At 65.6% G+C, this 16,723-nt stretch carries 16 protein-coding genes; 5 read left to right on the top strand and 11 right to left on the bottom strand.

Annotation, left to right across the window (positions count from 1 at the left end; translation table 11 throughout):
- Positions 1-163 precede the first annotated feature (163 nt).
- Genes phnK through phnG form a run of 5 tightly spaced genes read right to left on the bottom strand, consistent with a single transcriptional unit; the run spans position 164 to position 4,100 of the window.
- Positions 164-940, bottom strand: a complete 777-nt coding sequence (gene phnK / locus ORS3428_RS18055; protein ID WP_071099649.1) for a phosphonate C-P lyase system protein PhnK — start codon at positions 938-940, stop codon at positions 164-166.
- Positions 937-1,917, bottom strand: coding sequence for an alpha-D-ribose 1-methylphosphonate 5-phosphate C-P-lyase PhnJ (locus ORS3428_RS18060; protein ID WP_443136861.1), 981 nt, complete (start codon positions 1,915-1,917; stop codon positions 937-939). The genes phnK and ORS3428_RS18060 overlap by 4 nt, the downstream gene beginning before the upstream one ends.
- Entirely contained in the window at positions 1,914-3,026 is a 1,113-nt protein-coding gene (locus ORS3428_RS18065) for a carbon-phosphorus lyase complex subunit PhnI (RefSeq protein WP_071099650.1), read from the bottom strand. The genes ORS3428_RS18060 and ORS3428_RS18065 overlap by 4 nt, the downstream gene beginning before the upstream one ends.
- A gap of 1 nt (position 3,027) precedes the next feature.
- Positions 3,028-3,639, bottom strand: a complete 612-nt coding sequence (phnH, locus tag ORS3428_RS18070; protein WP_071099651.1) for a phosphonate C-P lyase system protein PhnH — start codon at positions 3,637-3,639, stop codon at positions 3,028-3,030.
- A complete protein-coding gene (gene phnG / locus ORS3428_RS18075) occupies positions 3,639-4,100 on the bottom strand; it encodes a phosphonate C-P lyase system protein PhnG (RefSeq protein ID WP_071099652.1) in 462 nt (153 codons plus the stop codon). Before phnG ends, phnH begins: the two co-directional genes overlap by 1 nt.
- 125 nt (positions 4,101-4,225) lie before the next feature.
- Between phnG and phnF the strand changes: the two genes are divergently transcribed.
- Positions 4,226-4,972, top strand: coding sequence for a phosphonate metabolism transcriptional regulator PhnF (phnF, locus tag ORS3428_RS18080; RefSeq protein WP_071099653.1), 747 nt, complete (start codon positions 4,226-4,228; stop codon positions 4,970-4,972).
- 87 nt (positions 4,973-5,059) lie between these two features.
- Here phnF and ORS3428_RS18085 read toward each other — a convergent pair whose 3' ends face one another.
- The 6 genes from ORS3428_RS18085 to ORS3428_RS18110 form a co-directional block, all read right to left on the bottom strand.
- Complete coding sequence (locus ORS3428_RS18085) at positions 5,060-6,076, bottom strand: zinc-binding alcohol dehydrogenase family protein (protein WP_071099654.1); 1,017 nt, start codon at positions 6,074-6,076, stop codon at positions 5,060-5,062.
- Between the two features lie 70 nt (positions 6,077-6,146).
- On the bottom strand, positions 6,147-7,112 hold the full coding sequence (locus tag ORS3428_RS18090; RefSeq protein ID WP_071099655.1) for an ABC transporter permease: 966 nt from the start codon (positions 7,110-7,112) through the stop codon (positions 6,147-6,149).
- Positions 7,109-8,662, bottom strand: a complete 1,554-nt coding sequence (locus ORS3428_RS18095) for a sugar ABC transporter ATP-binding protein (protein ID WP_071099656.1) — start codon at positions 8,660-8,662, stop codon at positions 7,109-7,111. The genes ORS3428_RS18090 and ORS3428_RS18095 overlap by 4 nt, the downstream gene beginning before the upstream one ends.
- A gap of 164 nt (positions 8,663-8,826) precedes the next feature.
- Complete coding sequence (locus ORS3428_RS18100) at positions 8,827-9,822, bottom strand: ABC transporter substrate-binding protein (RefSeq protein ID WP_071099657.1); 996 nt, start codon at positions 9,820-9,822, stop codon at positions 8,827-8,829.
- Positions 9,823-10,005: 183 nt separating this feature from the next.
- Complete coding sequence (locus ORS3428_RS18105) at positions 10,006-11,004, bottom strand: aldo/keto reductase (protein ID WP_083355187.1); 999 nt, start codon at positions 11,002-11,004, stop codon at positions 10,006-10,008.
- A gap of 115 nt (positions 11,005-11,119) precedes the next feature.
- A complete protein-coding gene (locus ORS3428_RS18110) occupies positions 11,120-12,625 on the bottom strand; it encodes a UxaA family hydrolase (protein ID WP_071099659.1) in 1,506 nt (501 codons plus the stop codon).
- A 251-nt stretch (positions 12,626-12,876) separates the two neighbouring features.
- Here ORS3428_RS18110 and ORS3428_RS18115 point away from each other — a divergent pair, with 251 nt between their 5' ends.
- The 4 genes from ORS3428_RS18115 to ORS3428_RS18130 all read left to right on the top strand — a co-directional run bounded on the left by ORS3428_RS18115 (position 12,877) and on the right by ORS3428_RS18130 (position 16,688).
- On the top strand, positions 12,877-13,779 hold the full coding sequence (locus ORS3428_RS18115) for a GntR family transcriptional regulator (RefSeq protein ID WP_071099660.1): 903 nt from the start codon (positions 12,877-12,879) through the stop codon (positions 13,777-13,779).
- Between the two features lie 127 nt (positions 13,780-13,906).
- Positions 13,907-14,254, top strand: a complete 348-nt coding sequence (locus ORS3428_RS18120; protein ID WP_071099661.1) for a hypothetical protein — start codon at positions 13,907-13,909, stop codon at positions 14,252-14,254.
- Positions 14,255-14,348: 94 nt separating this feature from the next.
- A complete protein-coding gene (locus tag ORS3428_RS18125; protein WP_071099662.1) occupies positions 14,349-14,894 on the top strand; it encodes a copper chaperone PCu(A)C in 546 nt (181 codons plus the stop codon).
- 153 nt (positions 14,895-15,047) lie between these two features.
- Entirely contained in the window at positions 15,048-16,688 is a 1,641-nt protein-coding gene (locus ORS3428_RS18130; protein ID WP_071099663.1) for a copper resistance CopC/CopD family protein, read from the top strand.
- Positions 16,689-16,723 lie beyond the last annotated feature (35 nt).

The raw sequence follows: 16,723 nt of genomic DNA on the forward strand, positions 1-16,723 counted from the left end.
CAATCGCTGTTCGCGTCGTGGCTGAAGTACCCCCACCCGGACCTTCGGTCCGACCTCCCCACAAGGGGGAGGTAGGGCGCCGACGTCCCACCCTCCCCCTTGTGGGGAGAGTCGCTGCGAAGCAGCGGGGTGGGGGCAGGTGTCAGGGAAATGCGTTCCATCGTCATACCTGCAAAATCGAAGAAACGAGCAACTGGGTGTAAGGGGCGCGCGGGTCGTCGAGCACGCGGTCGGTCAGGCCGCTTTCGACGACGCGACCGTCCTTCATAACCACCATGCGCTGCGAGAGCAGCCGCGCCACGGCGAGGTCATGGGTGACGACGATCGCGGCGAGGCCGAGGTCGGTGACAAGGCCGCGCAACAGGTCGAGCAGGYGCGCCTGCACCGAGACGTCGAGGCCGCCGGTCGGCTCGTCCATGAACACTAGACGCGGCCCGGTGACCAGGTTGCGGGCGATCTGCAGGCGCTGGCGCATGCCGCCGGAAAAAGCGCGCGGCTCGTCGTCGATGCGGTCCTCGTCGATCTCGACGCGCGACAGCCAGTCGACCGCGCTGGCGCGGATCTTGCCGTAGTGGCGATCGCCAACGGCCATCAGCCTTTCGCCGACATTGGCACCAGCCGACACCGTCATGCGCAGGCCATCCGCGGGGTTCTGGTGGACAAAGCCCCAGTCGGTGCGCATCAGGAAGCGGCGCTCGGCCTCGCTCATGCGGTAAAGCTCGCGCCACTGGCCGTCGCGCATGCGGTAGCTGGCCGAGCCGGAGGACGGCAGCAGCCGGGTCGACAGGCAGTTGAGCAGCGTCGTTTTGCCGGAGCCCGACTCGCCGACCACCGCCAGCACCTCRCCCGGCCAGAGATCGAAGCTGATCGCCTCGCAGCCGATACGCGAGCCGTAGAACTTGGAAAGTGCTGCGACGCGCAGCAGCGGTTCGTCGGTCATTCTGCCTCCTTACCCTCCCCCTTGTGGGGAGGGTCGGCGCGCAGCGCCGGGGTGGGGGTTGCATGAGGTCTGGACTGATCGAGACCCTCACCCGCGCCTTCGGCGCGACCTCCCCACAAGGGGGTGGTAGGGTCGCTCCGTCGCTTCTCGCAATGGTCGGTGTCGGAACAGACGAACATGTGGCCGCCATGGTCATCGAGGATGACCTCGTCGAGATAAACATTCTCGGCGCCGCAGAGCGCGCAGGGCTGGTCGAAGGTCTGTATCTCGAAAGGATGGTCCTCGAAATCGAGGCTGACGACGTCGGTGAAAGGCGGCAGAGCATAGATGCGCTTCTCGCGGCCGGCGCCGAAGAGCTGCAAAGCCGGCGAACGATGCATCTTCGGGTTGTCGAATTTCGGTGTCGGCGAGGGATCCATCACATAGCGGCCCTCGACTTTCACCGGATAGGCGTAAGTTGTGGCGATACGGCCGTGCCGGGCGATGTCCTCATAGAGCTTCACATGCATGAGGCCGTATTCCTCCAGCGCATGCATCTTGCGCGTCTCGGTCTCGCGTGGCTCGAGGAAGCGCAGCGGCTCGGGGATCGGCACCTGGAAAACCAGCACCTGGTCCGCCGTCAGCGGGTGCTCCGGGATGCGGTGGCGCGTCTGGATGATCGTCGCCTTGGCCGTCTCGGTGGTGACGGCGACATTGGYGACCTTCTTGAAGAAGGCGCGGATCGATACCGCGTTGGTTGTGTCGTCGGCGCCCTGGTCGATGACTTTCAGCACGTCCTCCGGGCCGATGATCGAGGCGGTGACCTGCACGCCGCCGGTGCCCCAGCYATAGGGCATCGGCATCTCGCGCGAGGCGAAGGGCACCTGGTAGCCGGGAATGGCGATGCCCTTCAGGATGGCGCGGCGGATCATCCGCTTGGTCTGTTCGTCAAGATAGGCGAAGTTGTAGGTGGCGATCTCTGTCGGCYGCGCGTTCATTCCGCCGCCTCCCTCTTGTCTTCGGCCTTGTCTTCATTTTCGCGCGCCTCGTATTCGGCGCGCATGCGGCGGACCAGGTCGAGCTCGGCCTGGAAGTCGACATAGTGCGGCAGCTTCAGGTGCTCGACGAAGCCGGTCGCCTGGACGTTGTCGGAATGCGAGATGACGAACTCCTCGTCCTGCGCCGCGGCGACGATGTCTTCGCCGAGCTCGCTCGCGCGCAGCGCCCGGTCGCACAGCGCCATCGCCATCGCCTTGCGCTCGCTTTGGCCGAAGACTAGGCCGTAGCCGCGGGTGAATTGCGGCGGCGCCTTGGCCGAGCCCTTGAACTGGTTGACCATCTGGCATTCGGTGACGCGGATAGAGCCCAGCGGCACTGCGAAGGGCAGCTCCGGCACCTCCAGTTCCAGCTCGACTTCACCGATGCGGATCTCGCCGACGAAGGGATGGTTGCGGGCATAGCCGCGCTGCGTCGAATAGCCGAGCGCAAGCAGAAAACCTTCGTCGCCGCGCGACAGCGCCTGCAGGCGGACGTCGCGCGCCATGGGGAACTGCAGCGGCTCGCGCGTGATGTCGCCGGGCACATGGTCGCGCGGCATGTCGCCGTCGGCCTCGATCAGGCCCTCATGCGCCAGGATCGCAGAGACGCGCGGCATGGCGTCCGCTTCGACCGGACGCTGCGCCGGCGCCTCGACATCGGCGCCGGCAGCGAGTTCCGGATCGAGCAGCCGGTGCGTGTAGTCGAAGGTCGGGCCGAGCACCTGCCCGCCGGGCAGGTCCTTGTAGGTGGCCGACACGCGCCGCTCGACCTGCATGGCGCCGGTGTCGACCGGCCTGGTGTAGCCGAAGCGCGGCAGCGTGGTGCGATAGGCGCGCACCAGGAAGATCGCCTCGATCATGTCGCCGCGCGCCTGGACGACGGCGAGCGCGGCCAACTCGCGATCATAGAGCGAGCCTTCGCTCATCACCCGGTCGACGCCAAGCGCCAACTGCTCGACGATCTGGTCGAGGCGCAGCGCCGGCACGGAGCGGTCGCCGCGGCGGCGATCGGCAAGCAGGCGATGGGCGTTGGCGATCGCGGCTTCGCCGCCTTTCACCGCGACATACATGTCATGCCTCCATCGTCTTGATGCGGGTGGTGCGCGGCAGGCAGGCGAGACTGCCGGGCGCCGCCAGGATGATGTCGACGCCGCGCGGGAAGCGCTGGTTGTTCTGCTTCCACTGCTCGACGAAATGACGCGGCATGCCGACCGGCRCTATCGTCGCGGCCTTTTCGATGCCCGGGCCTTCGAGCAGCAGCGAGGGACCCGAGGTGAGGTTCTCGACGATCAGGATCAGGGTCGTCGAGCGGTCGGGATATTCCTGCGTGCCCTGCGAGAAGCCGTCCATGGCCGGCATCTCCGCCGGGTTGGCTATAATCGCGAAATGCGCGTCGGCAGGCGTGTTGGCCAAGGGCGCGCCTGTATGGAAGCCGAGCCAGGACGTGACCGACGCCTCTGCCTGCAATCGCGGATCGAGCCAGACCGGCGTGTCGTTGTCGCAGAGCGCCAGCGCCACGGCGCCTGCGGTTGCCGAAAGCGGCGCCGGCGGATGGGCAAGCGGCGGCAGGGCCTGGACGCTGCCGGGGCGAGCCATCGCGTCCATGATGGCGCGAAACACGGCTTGCGCGTCGAAAACCGGATCGGCGAAGCCGCCCTCGATCGATTGCGTGGCGATCTCCATCAGTCCTCTCCGCGTACCATGGTGAAGAAATCCACTTTCGTGGCCGCCGTCTCGGTGCGCCGCTTCTCGCGCGCCGCATCGAGCGCCGCGCGCAACGGCGCGACCAATCTTGTCTCGACAGCTTCGCGGTGCGTAGGGTCCTGCCAGAGCGCGTCGGCTATTGCCGCGAGCCTGGCTTTGCCCTTGTCGCGGCCGAGCGAATAGGAATGGCCGACCTGTCCGGAGGGCAACCGCACCGTGGCGCGGGTGACGGTCGCCTCGCCGACATTGAATGGCGCGCCGCCGCCGCCGATCCGCCCGCGCACCGTCACCAAACCGGTCTCCGGGCCGCGCAGCAGTTCGGCCTCCGAGGGCAGGCCGGAGCCGTCCCACAGGCGCGCGATCTCATCGGGCGCCGCGTGCGCCAGCGTCGCCATCACGGCCTTCCGCTCGGCCTGTTCGCGCGCTTCCTGTCCTCGCATCGCTTCACTCCTTTGCATCGGCAAAATTTGTCAATTGATATAGACAACTATACAAATTATTCCTATCACCTAACTGGAGTCCATGACGGGTGGATGACAGGGCGTAAAAGTTCCTGGGGGCAGAGATGATCGWGTTGGCGGCCAGCATCGAAAGGCGCAATGGGGTGTCGCTGTGGCGGCAGATCGCCGACAGGATCCTGCAGGGGATCGCGAACGGTGACTTTGCGGAGAATACGGCGCTGCCGCCCGAGGTCGCGCTGGCGGAACGCTGCGGCGTCAATCGTCACACCGTGCGCAGCGCCATCGCCGCGCTGGTGCAGGAAGGCGTGCTCAAGGCCGAGCAGGGACGCGGCACCTTCGTCCTGCCGCGCAAGCGGCTCTCCTATCCGATCGGCGCTCGCACGCGCTTTTCAACAGGACTGCAGGGGCAGACGAGCGAGCGCCACACCGCGCTGCTGTCGTCATCGACCGAGCCGRCCAGCCGGCGCATCGCCGAGGCGCTCAACATTGCCAGGGGATCGGCCGTGATCCGCCTGGAGACGCGCGGCGAGGCTGACGGGCATCCGGTGTCGCGCGCGACGACATGGTTCGATGCAAAACGCTTTGCCGGCATCGAGGCCGCGATGGCGGAGACGGGATCGATCACTGCCTCGCTCAAGCGCTTCGGCATCAACGATTATCTCAGGCACTCAACGGTGCTGTCGGCGCGTCACGCCGACGCCGCCGATCTCGCCGATCTCGACCTGCAGCCGGGCGCCATCGTGCTGGTCACCGTCGCGGTGAACGTCACGCTGGACGGCCAGCCGATCCAATTCGCAGAATCGCGGTTTCCGGCGGAGCGGGTGGAGCTCAGGCTGTCGGCGAACGATTAGACTAGCCTTCAACGTCGTCATCCTTGGCCGAAGCAGGAGCGCAGTTCCTGCCAGCGCGAACCGCTGCTTCGGCCCGAGAACAGCGCCTCACCCGACTTCGATGACGGCCTTGATCAGGCCGGATTTCTCATGCGCCCATCGTGCGAGATCGAGCGGCGTGCCGGCAAGGGTCGTGCGGTGGGTGACGAGTTTTCGGAGCGGCACGGCGCCGTTGCGGATCGAGGYGGCGACATGGTCAAAATCGGCGCGCAAGGCATTGCGGCTGCCGACCAGCGTCATCTCGCGCTTGTGGAACTCGGGGTCGGAGAAGGTGATGTCGTCCTTGACGACGCTGACCAGCACCAGCGTGCCGCCATGCGCGACATGGGCGAAGGCAGACTGCACCGACTGCGTGTTGCCGGTGGCGTCGAACACCAGGTCGAAGCCTTCCCCGCCGGTCGCCTGTCGCACCAGATCGACGGCCGGCGCTTTCGTGCCGTCGAGCGCGGCGAAGCCGAGTTCGCTTTCGGAAAAAGCTAACCGCTCGGTGCTCATGTCCAGTAGGCTGACGTCGAGCCCGGCAATGCGGGCGAAGAGCGCCGTGCCTAGTCCGATCGGGCCGGCACCGATGACCAGCGTGCGCGCGCCTGGCGTGGCAAGCGAGCGGCGTACCGCATGTGCCCCGATCGCCAGGAATTCGACCGCCGCGGCATCGGCCAGCGACAGGCCGTTTGCCGGATAAAGGTTTTGCGCCGGCACCAGGATCTCGTCGCACATGGCGCCGTCGCGATGCACGCCGAGCACCTCGATCTTCACGCAGCAGTTCGGCTTGCCGTGCCGGCAGGCGATGCATTTGCCGCAGGCAAGATAGGGATTGATGATCACCTGCTCGCCGACAGCAAGATCGACACCTTCGCCCCTCTCGACGACCGTGCCCGAGACCTCATGGCCCATGACGCGCGGATAGGCGAGGAAAGGATGCTTGCCCTCGAAGATGTGGTAGTCGGTGCCGCAGATGCCGACATGGCTGACCGCGACCCGCGCCCAGCCGGGCGGCGGCGCGCCGGGCGCGGCGCGGTCTTCGAGGACAAGATCGCCGGGCGAGCGGCAGACGACGGCTTTCATGCGCTGATCCAATACTTGCAAGAGCGCCGGCCCATCGGTCGATCAGGCCGGCGCGTCATTCAGGGACGGTTTATTTGCCGCGACGGCGCAGGCCGTCGAAGTAGACGATGACGATGATCAGCATGCCGGTGATGACACGCTGCCAGAAGGTGTTGACGTTGAGCAGGTTAGCGCCGTTGTTGATCGTCGAAAGGATGAAAGAGCCGATCAGCGGCCCATGCACCGAGCCGATGGCGCCGAACAGCGACGTGCCGCCGATCACGGAAGAGGCGATGGCCTGCAGCTCGTAGGTGTCGCCCTGCGTCGGGTTGYCGATGCCGATGCGCGACGCCAGCAGCACGCCGACGAAAGCCGCCAGCAGGCCGGACAGGATATAAGCCATGAAGATGGTGCGCGGCACGTTGACGCCCGACAGGCGCGCTGCCTCYGCGTTGGACCCGACCGAGAACAGATAGCGGCCCCATCGCGTGTGGTGCAGGAAGACGTAGGACGGTATGGCGACCAGGATCACCATCCAGAACAGATAGGGGATGCCCAGCAGCGAGCCGCGCGAGAAGGCCTGGAACGGATCGGAGTTGATCGAGATCGAGTTGCCGTTGGTCATCAACAGGCCGATGCCACGCAGCGAGGTCATGGTGGCAAGCGTGATGATGAAGGGCGGCAGGCCCATCTTGACGATGCCGAAGCCGTGGAAARGGCCGATGGCGACGCCGACCAGCAAGGTGATGAGCACGGCCGCCCAGATCGGCCAGCCGGCATTGATCAAGAGCGCCACGACGACGGTGGTGAACCCGACCACGGCGCCGACGGACAGGTCGATGCCGCCGGTGATGATGACGAAGGTCTGGCCAACGGCGAGGATGGCGATGAGYGATCCCTGGCGCAGAAGATTGGTGATGTTGAGCGGCGTGGCGAAGGAGGGCGTGRCGAGAGCCAGCACGACCCACATCAGGAGCAGGAGCCCAAGCAGCGTCAGCCCGAACAGGGCATTGTAATTGCGCTTGCGCCTTGCGGCGGGGATCGCCTCGGTGCTCATTTCTGTCCTCCCGTCTTTTCTTGTCTCTCGGCCAGCGCCTGGCTCAAAATGTCCTCGTGGCTGGCGGTGTGGAAGCCATGCGTGGCGACCAGCTTGCCGCGCCGGAACACATGCAGTGTGTCGGCGAGCTCATAGACCTCGGGCAGATAGGACGAGATCAGGATGATGCCGGCGCCCTTGGACAGCAGCGTCGAGAACAGCCGATAGATCTCGGCCTTGGTGCCGACATCGACGCCGACCGTCGGCTCGTCGAAGATGAACAGCCTGGCGCCGTGCGCCAGCCATTTGCCGATGACGATCTTCTGCTGGTTGCCGCCCGACAGGCTGGAGGCGAGCGCGTGGCGCGTCGGCGTCTTGATGCGCAAATCGGCGATCTGACGCTCGGCCTCGGCCTTCTCGCGCGAGCCGGAGATAAGCAGGTTGTTGGAGATGCGCTCGTAGATCGGCAAGTTGAGGTTCATGCCCACCGGCAGGTTGAGGCAAAGGCCTTGGTCGCGGCGGCTTTCCGGGGCGAGCGCCATGCCAAGCCGGATCGCGTCATGCTCGGAGTTGACCTGCACCTCCTTGCCTTGCCACAGGATCTGGCCTGCCGATTTCCTGTGGCGGCCGTAAAGCGTGGTGACGAACTCGCTGCGGCCGGCGCCGATCAGGCCGTAGAGGCCGACGATCTCGCCCGCGCGGACGGTCAGCGAAACATTCTCGAAACCCTTGCCGGAGAGGTTCYGCGCCTCGACGATCGGCGCGCCCGGCGTGAAATGCTCCTTGTGGTAGATCTGCTCGATCGAGCGGTTGATCATCAGCTTGACCAGCTCCGGTTCGCTGGTCTCGGCGATGTTGCGGGTGCCGACGAGGGTGCCGTCGCGCAGCACCGAGACGCGATCGGCAAGCTCGAACACTTCCTCCATGCGGTGGCTGATATAGATGATGGTGACGCCCTCGCCCTTCAGCCGGCGGATCAGGGTGAAGAGCTGGTCGGCCTCCTTGCGGGTGAGGTAGGCGGTCGGCTCGTCGAAGATCAGGRATTTCGTGCCGCGCACGGTGGCACGGGCGGCGGCGATTAGCTGCTGCTGGCCGATGGTGAGGTCGCCGAGCATGACATGCGCCGGCAGGTCGAAGCCCAAGCCGTCGATGATCCGCTGCGCTTCCCTGACCATGGCGCGCTGCTGCAACAGGCCGAAGCGGGAATTCTCCTCGCCGAGGAACATGTTGGCGGCGACCGTCAGGTGACGACAGAGCACGACCTCCTGGTGCACGGCATTGATGCCGAGCGCCATCGCCTCATGCGGCGAGGCGAGTGCCTCGGGCTTGCCTTCCCAGATGACTTCGCCGGAGGTGCGCGGCATGACGCCGGTGAGCAACTTGATCAGCGTCGACTTGCCGGCGCCGTTCTCGCCGACGATGGCGTGGATCTCGGCTGCCTTGAAGGCGAGGTTCACCGGCTTCAGCGCATGCGTGCCGGGATAGCGTTTTTCGAGGCCCTTCAGTTCGAGGATCGTCCTGCCCGGTTCCAGCGTGGGGGGCGGGTGCAGTTCCTGCGCCGTCAATGTCATGACAATCCTCCCAGATTGGTCTCAACCGGTGGGGTAGGCTGCGATCCCGTCTTGAACGCGCATCTTGGAGGCGGAGCCTAAAGCAAGCCGGCGAATTGCCAAGCCGGGTAGCGGTGGATGTTTCCGGGGCGCAAGCGGCCCCGGAAACGATACTATGGCTGCGCCTATTTGAGCTTCGGGTTGAGCAGCGCGTCGATCTTCGGATCCTTCATGTTGTCCTTGGTCACGAGATTGGCGCCGGTGTCGACATTGGCCTCGACCTTCTCGCCCTTCGAGGCGGCGAGCGCGGTCTTGATGCCGTCGTAACCCATCCGGTACGGATCCTGGACGACGAGGCCGGAGATGACACCGTCGTTGAGGAACTTGATCAGCTTGTCGTCGCTGTCGAAGCCGATCAGCGCCACCTTGCCGGCAAGGTTGTTCTCGGCGACCGCCTGGCCGACGCCCTGCGCCATGATCAGGTTCGAGGCGAAGATGCCCTTGAGGTCCGGATTGGCGGTGATGAGGTCGGTCGCGATGTTGAGGCCGGTCGTGGCCTGGCCGTCGGCATATTTGTCGGCGACGAGCTGGAGGCCGGGATATTTCGCCTTGAGCTGTTCCTTGAAGCCCTGGGCGCGCTGCTCGAGCGAGCCGGCGCCGGGCAGAGCGGTGATCAGCGCAACCTTGCCTTCGATCTTGCCGCCATTGGCCGCGGCGATCGCCGCCGCCAGGCCGTCAGCCGCAACACGGCCGCCCTGGACGTTGTCGGTGGTCAGGAAGGAGGTGAAGGCCTTGGAGTCGGCCGCGGAGTCGATGCCGATGACCTTGACCTTGCTCGCCGCCTCGTCGATCGGCTTGCCGAGCGCCTTGGCCTCGGTCGGCGCGATCACGACCGCGGCCGGATTGCCGGCGACGGCGTTCTCGAGGATCGAGATCTGGCCGTTGACGTCGGTTTCGGCCTGGGCGCCGAGCTCCGGCACGCTCACGCCGAGATCCTTGCCCGCCTTGCGGGCGCCGGCCAGCACGATCTGCCAGTAGAAGGAGGTGGTGTCCTTGACGATGATCGGGATGGTGACGTCGGCCGCCGAAGCAGGCCCCGAATTCATGGCGCCGGCGAGCATCGAGGCGGCGGCGAGAGCCACGAAGGCGCGGCGGTTGAGAAGGCTGGTCACAAATTTCATTAGGTTCCTCCCTAAGTTCGCCTGGTGAAGGTTCGAAAGCTCCATCTGGACAGGCGCGAAGCCAAACAGAACTTTATCAATAAAAAACAATTGGCGCATTTTGATAGTGCAACGACCCGGTCGATGCAAGCGCTGTTTGGTGCCGATTGCGTGATGGCTGGCGGAAGCGCGCCACCCGGCATCTCAGTCAAGCTGCTGGACGATGGTGTAGGGATCGTATTTGGCGAACTCCGCCGTCGRCACCTTGATGTCGAGCAGCTCGAGGTTGCGCGTCAGATTGGCGGGCTTGGCCGTGCCGGTCAGCACAGAAGCGACGACCGGCTCGTGCAGCGGAAACTGGAACGCCGCAGCGGCCAGCGGATAGCCACCATCGGCAGCGATCTTCTGCATTGCGCCGACCCGATCGAGGATATCCTTCGGGGCCGGCAGATAGTCGAAATGCGCGCCCTCCACCGGGCCCGTCGCCAGGATGCCTGAGTTGAAGACGCCGCCAATAATGAGCGAGGTCTGTCGCTCGCGGCAGAGCGGCAGCAACTCGGCTTCGGCGCTGCGGTCGAGCAGCGAATAACGGCTGGCGAGCAGGGTGCAATCGAGCGGCGCGCGGCTGAGCACATCGACGCAGATTTTGACCTCGTTCACGCCGAGGCCATAGGCGGCGATCGTGCCGGACGATTTCAGTTCCTCCAGCGCCTTCAGACCGCCGTCCATGAGCTGGCGGAAATGCAATTTCGTCTTCTCGACGCCGTGCGTGTAGACGCCGATGTCGTGGACGAACAGGATATCGATCTTGTTAAGGCCAAGCCGCGCATAGGAGAAATCCACCGAGCGCATGATGCCGTCATAGGAATAGTCGTAGTCGAGCGTGAAAGGCAGCGGATCGACATAGGAGTGATCGGGAACCTGGTCTTCCGGCACCGGGCGGAACAGGCGACCGACCTTGGTCGACAGAACATAGGACGAGCGCGRCTTGTCGCGAAGGAAGTCGCCGGTGCGGCGCTCAGACAGGCCGAAGCCATAGAAGGCCGCGGTRTCGAAATAGCGCAGCCCTGCGTTCCAGGCCGTATCCAGCGTCGCCATCGCGGYGTCGCGCGAGCAGGCGCGATAGAGCCCGCCAATGGCTGCGCCGCCGAAGCTGATCTCGGTCACTTCGAGCGCAGTCGTGCCGATCCGGCGTTTGTTCATCAAAGCCTCCCTTTTGCCGGCCCCATTTTCAACCGGCCGCTATTTTGACGGTGTCTGGAGCAATTCCAGGAAAAGTGTGTAGCGGTTTTCCGTCCGGAATTGCGTGAACAAATAGTTAGAGCGTCGCGCCGAGGTGCCAGGGCACGAACTCGTTGTCGCCGTAGCCGAACGCCTCGCTCTTGGTCTTGCGGCCAGACGCTGYCTCGATGATCAGCTCGAAGATCTCGCGGCCCATGCCGGCGATGGTCTTCTCGCCCGAGGCGATGGCGCCGCAATTGACGTCCATGTCTTCTTCCATTTGGTGGTACATGGTCGAGTTGGTGGCAACCTTGATCGACGGCGTCGGCCGGCAGCCGAAGCAGGAGCCGCGACCTGTGGTGAAGACGATGACATTAGCGCCGCCGGCGACCTGGCCGGTGGCCGAGACCGGGTCGTAGCCGGGCGTGTCCATGAACATCAAACCGCTGCCGGTGACCCTCTCGGCATAGCCGAAGACGCCGTTGAGCGGCGTCTGGCCGCCCTTGGCGACCGCGCCCAGCGATTTCTCGAGGATGGTGGTCAGGCCGCCGCGCTTGTTGCCGGGCGAGGGGTTGTTGTCGATCGAGGCGCCGTGCTTGGCGACATGGTCCTCCCACCACTTCACATAGCTGTCCAGCTTGGCTGCGATCTCGGGCGAGGCGGCGCGATAGGCAAGCAGATGCTCGGCGCCGTAAATCYCGGTCGTTTCGGACAGGATGCCGATGCCGCCGCAGCCGGCGAGGATGTCGACGGCAGCACCCAGCGCCGGATTGGYGGTGATGCCGGACATGCCGTCCGAGCCGCCGCATTGCAGGCCGACGACGATTTCGCTGACCGGGATCGGCTCACGCTTCAGCTGGCCGACTTCCTCGGCGATCTCGGCCAGCACGCCCATCGCCCTCTCGACGGATTTGCGCGAACCGCCGGCCTCCTGGATGTTGAAATGGCGTTTTCCCGCGGCCACGCCCTTCTGGCCGTAAAGCGTGAGCTGGTTGACCTCGCAGCCCAGGCCCACCATCAGCACGCCGCCGAAATTGGGATGCCGCGCATAGCCTGCGAGCGTGCGGTGCAGCACCATCATGCCGTCGCCGGTGGCGCTCATGCCGCAACCCTGGCCGTGGACGATCGGGACGAAGCCGTCGATGCCGGGATATTTCGGCAGCAGCGTGCGGTTGGCCTCGTCGGCGATCGCATGGCAGACGGTGGACGAGCAATTGACGCTGGCGATGATGCCGATGAAGTTGCGCGTGCCGGCCCGGCCGTCGGCGCGGCGATAGCCCATGAAGGTGCGCTTGCGGTCGGCCTCGGTGGCGTGCTCGGCCTCGCTCGGCGGCACCACGGGCAGGCGGCCGCTCTCGAACACCAGATTGTGCGAATGGACGTGCTCGCCGGGCGCGATGTCCTGGGTGGCGCGGCCGATCGCCTGCGCGTACTTCACCACCGCTTCGCCGGCCGCGATCGGCTTGATCGCCACCTTGTGCCCAGGGTCGATGGCCGCAACCGCAACCGCGCCGCCGGGCAAGGCCGCGCCGATCTCGATGCGGCCATTGGCAACCGCGACATTGTCGGCGGGGGAGAGAAGAATGGTGCTTGCGGCGTTCAAGGGCGGCTGTCCTGGGTAAACCTGGGAGGGTGGGCGGATTGACATTCGCCCGTTTGGGGATAATGTCTTTTATCGTGAAAAAACATTTTTGCGTCAATTGTTTTTTCGTTACGGGCGGAGCGTCGCTTAGCAGCGCGCCATTGCCCGCCAGCAAGCCGGCGAAAAGCGTTCCGCTTTTCGGAGGCTTGCGCTAGGAACGCCGATCATATCGCGCTTCCGGCCCGCCGCCGCAAGCGTTGGGGGATACGGGCATGTCCAAGAGCAACAACGTCTACAAGGACGCCTTCAACCGCTGCCTGCGGCTGCTCGACGAAACCAAGAGCCTGYCGTCCGAGCCGGAGCTCGGCACCCTGCTTGGCGTCAGCCGCACCACGGTGCGCAGCATCCTGGCGCGCATGGAGGAGACCGGGCTGATCGCTTGGAACAAGCGCAACAAGACGGTGCTCAGGTCGCCCCGGCCGGGGGATTTCTTCCCCGAGGAAGAGACCGATTCGCTGGCCGAGATCATCGAGCGCTCCTTCATGCGCCGGCTGCTTGCCGGGGGCGCCGAGGCCGGCATGCAGATCAACGAGCTCGAACTGGCGCGCGAGATCGGCGTCGGCACCACCAGCGTGCGCGAATTCCTCATCCGTTTCTCGCGCTTCGGCCTGATCGAGAAGCGGCGCAACAGCCATTGGGTGCTGAAGGGTTTCACCCGCGCTTTCGCGCTGGAGCTGACCGAGATCCGCGAGATGTTCGAGCTGCGCTCGGCGGCTGCCTTCGTGGCACTGCCGGAGGACAGCCCGGTCTGGGCCGATCTCGACAGGCTGGAGGTCGAACATCGCGAGCTGGCGGGCGAGATCGCCACCCGCTTCACCGAGTTCTCGGAGCTCGACGAGCGCTTCCACCGGCTGATCCACCGCGCCTCGCACAACCGCTTCATCGTCGACTTCTATGATGTGATCGCGATGATCTTCCACTACCACTACCAGTGGAACAAGGCGCAGGAGCGCGAGCGCAACGAAGTCGCGCTCCAGGAGCATCTGGCCTATATCGCGGCACTGAAATCGCGCGATCCCGGCAAGGTGGACGTCGCCTGCCGAAAGCACCTGAACTCGGCGCGCCAGACGCTGCTCACCTCCATTCCGGAAGGGCGGCAGGCGCTGCCCGCCTGAGATCTGCCGATCGCGCCGCGTTGCCGCAGCCTGGTTTTGGCGATTTTCCGGCCCCCGGCCCCGTGCTAGGGTCGCTCGAGTTGCTGGGAAAGGCAGGTTGTTGGACATCGGGCTGAGACGATGGAGCATGCCGGCCGCGATCGTCGCGGCGCTGCTGCTGTTGCTCCAGTCGTCGCTCGGGGCCTTCGCCTTCGGCGGGCCGGTACAGCTCGATGCCTTCGGCAACGTCATCTGCACCCGTGAAGGGGCCGCGAAGCTTCCGGGCGGCGACCCGCATCGGCAGCCCATGCCGGCCTGCTGTTCGGTGGGCTGCAGCATGGCGTCGCCGGCGCATTTGCCGCTGCCGGAAACCGATGCAATTGYCGGGGCTCCGGCGTTCGAAGCGGCCGCTTTCCCGCCTCCGGCCTTCCGCCATCTCGATTTCGCCCGCGACCGCTCTCCTGCCAATCCGCGAGCGCCGCCGGCAACGGTCTGACGACAAGACCCGCGGAACCTTTCGCGGGACCATTCATCCAAGTTCAGACTGCTCGCGACCGACGACGGCGCGATCTCATAGCCATGGAGCAACCATGTCCAATTTACTTTCCGCAGCGTGTGCGCATGTTCGTCGCGGCTCGCTCCCTCACGCCTTCGAGCAGGGCTTCGGCCTTGCCCTGTGCGTTCTCCTTCTCCTGTTCGCCGGCGTTCCCGCCGCCCTGGCGCATGAATTCAAGGCCRGCGACCTGGAGATCGGCCACCCGTGGTCTCGCGCGACGCCGCCCGGCGCCAAGGTGGCCGGCGGCTATTTCTCCGTGACCAACAAGGGCAGTTCGCCCGACCGCCTGCTGTCGATTTCCTCCGACATCTGCGACAAGGCCGAGCTCCATGAGATGGGCGTCAAGGATGGCGTCATGACCATGCGGCCAGTCACCGGCGGGCTTGAAATCCCGGCCGGCGGCAAGGTCGCGCTGAAGCCCGGCGGCTCTCACCTGATGTTCATCGGTCTCAAACGCCAGCCCAAGCAGGGGGAAAAGTTCCCCGCGACATTGACCTTCGAGAAAGCCGGCAGCGTCACCGTCGAGTTCGCCGTCGAGGGCATGGGCGAGACGGGCGCCATGGAAGATCACACCGAGTGATCCGCCACGCGCTCAACAATCAGAGGGATGGTTCATGAAGAACGTCTGTTGGCCGGGGGCGCGCTTTGCGCGCTCCATCAAAATGCTGCCGAAGAAATGATTTCTTGATGGCGCGTCCCGTTCGGACGCGCCATCGCTCCTCGCAAGGACGGCATGAACGCTGCACCTTCCCCATCGACGGTTCGCCCGGGCGGCGCTCGCGTCAGGATACTCGCCCGTGGCCTGCTCGCCGCTTTCGTGCTGATGGCGCTGCTGGCCTTGCCCGGCCGCGCCTGCGCACATGCGGTGCTGGTCGCGACCGATCCGGCCGATGGCACGGTACTGGCACAGGGCCCGAGCCATTTCTTGCTGACTTTCAGCGAGCCGGTCTCACCGCTGGTGCTGACGCTGGTGCGCCCGGACGGCACGCAGCTCGCGCTACCGTCCTTCCGCCTCAACGACCAGACCGTCGAGATCGACAATCCCGAGACGCTCAAATTCGGCACGCATGTGCTGAGCTGGCGGGTGATTTCGCAGGACGGCCATCCGGTCGGCGGCTCGGCGCTGTTTTCCATCGGCGCGCCAAGCGCCGCGCCAAAGGTGGGTGAAACCGTCGACTGGCCGCTGCGCGGGGCGATCTGGATCGGAAAGCTCCTGCTCTATGCCGGGCTCTTTCTCGGCGTCGGCGGCGCCTTCTCGCTCGCCTGGCTCGCCGAAGGCCGCCGCTGCGGCCGACGTTTCGTCATTGGCGCTCTGCTCTGCGGGCAGGCCGCAGCGCCGCTCTCGCTCGGCTTTCAAGGGCTGGACGCGCTCGGCGCGCCGCTCGCCCGGTTAGCAGCGCCGATCGTCTGGAAGACCGCGATTGAGACGAGTTTCGGCTGGACGGTGCTTGTCGGCCTGATCGCGCACGGGCTTGCCTTGCTCTCCCTCGCCGGACCGCGAGCCTCCCGCAAGCTGCTTGCCCTGGTTGGGCTTGTCGGCGTCGGCTCGGCACTCGCCGCCAGTGGGCACGCAGGCGTTGCCGAGCCGCAATGGCTGACGCGGCCGATGGTGTTCCTGCATGGCGCGGGCATCGCTTTCTGGACCGGAGCGCTGGCGCCGCTTGGCCTGGCGTTGCGATACCAGCCGGCGGAGGCGAAGGCGTTCCTTCGCCGGTTTTCGGGCGCGATCCTGCCGGTGGTTGCCGTGCTTGCGGCAAGCGGAATCGTGCTGGCGATCGYCCAGGTGCAGGAACCGGCTGCGCTGATCAACACCACCTATGGCCGCCTGCTGTTGTTGAAACTGGCCTTGCTGCTGTTCCTGTTCACCCTGGCCTCGGTGAACCGGTGGACGCTGACCACGCCAGCAGAGGCGGGCGACACGGAAGTTCAGCGACGGCTGGTACGTTCGATCTCCATCGAGACGCTGATCGTGCTCGCCATCTTCGGCGTCGCCGCCGGCTGGCGCTTCACGCCGCCGCCGCGCGAGCTGGCAATCGCCGCCGCGCAACCGGTATCGGTCCACATCCACACGCTAAAGGCGATGGCCGATCTTAGTATCACGCCCGGCCATACCGGCCAGGTGGCGGCTTCGATGGTCATCATGACCGGCGATTTCGGGCCGCTCGACGCCAAGGAGGTGACGCTGGTGCTGTCGAAGCCGGGTTCCGGCATCGAGCCGATCAAGCGGCCAGCAACCAAACCCGGCGACGGCACCTGGCGTGTCGAGAATCTTATCGTCCCGCTGCCCGGCCGCTGGAACGCCCGGCTCGACATCCTCGTTTCGGATTTCGAGATGGTGAAGATCGAGGCGCCGATCGATATCCGATCTGAGTAATATTCAGGTGAGGCCGGCGTGCGAACCGCCTGACC

The organism is Mesorhizobium sp. ORS 3428 (genome assembly GCF_001854785.1).
Classification (GTDB): Bacteria; Pseudomonadota; Alphaproteobacteria; order Rhizobiales; family Rhizobiaceae; genus Mesorhizobium.

Excerpts from the sequence above, each read along its gene's own strand:
- ORS3428_RS18100 (WP_071099657.1), bottom strand. The coding sequence starts at position 9,822 with ATGAAATTTGTGACCAGCCTTCTCAACCGCCGCGCCTTCGTGGCTCTC.
- phnG (WP_071099652.1), bottom strand. The coding sequence starts at position 4,100 with ATGCGAGGACAGGAAGCGCGCGAACAGGCCGAGCGGAAGGCCGTGATG.
- ORS3428_RS18065 (WP_071099650.1), bottom strand. The coding sequence starts at position 3,026 with ATGTATGTCGCGGTGAAAGGCGGCGAAGCCGCGATCGCCAACGCCCAT.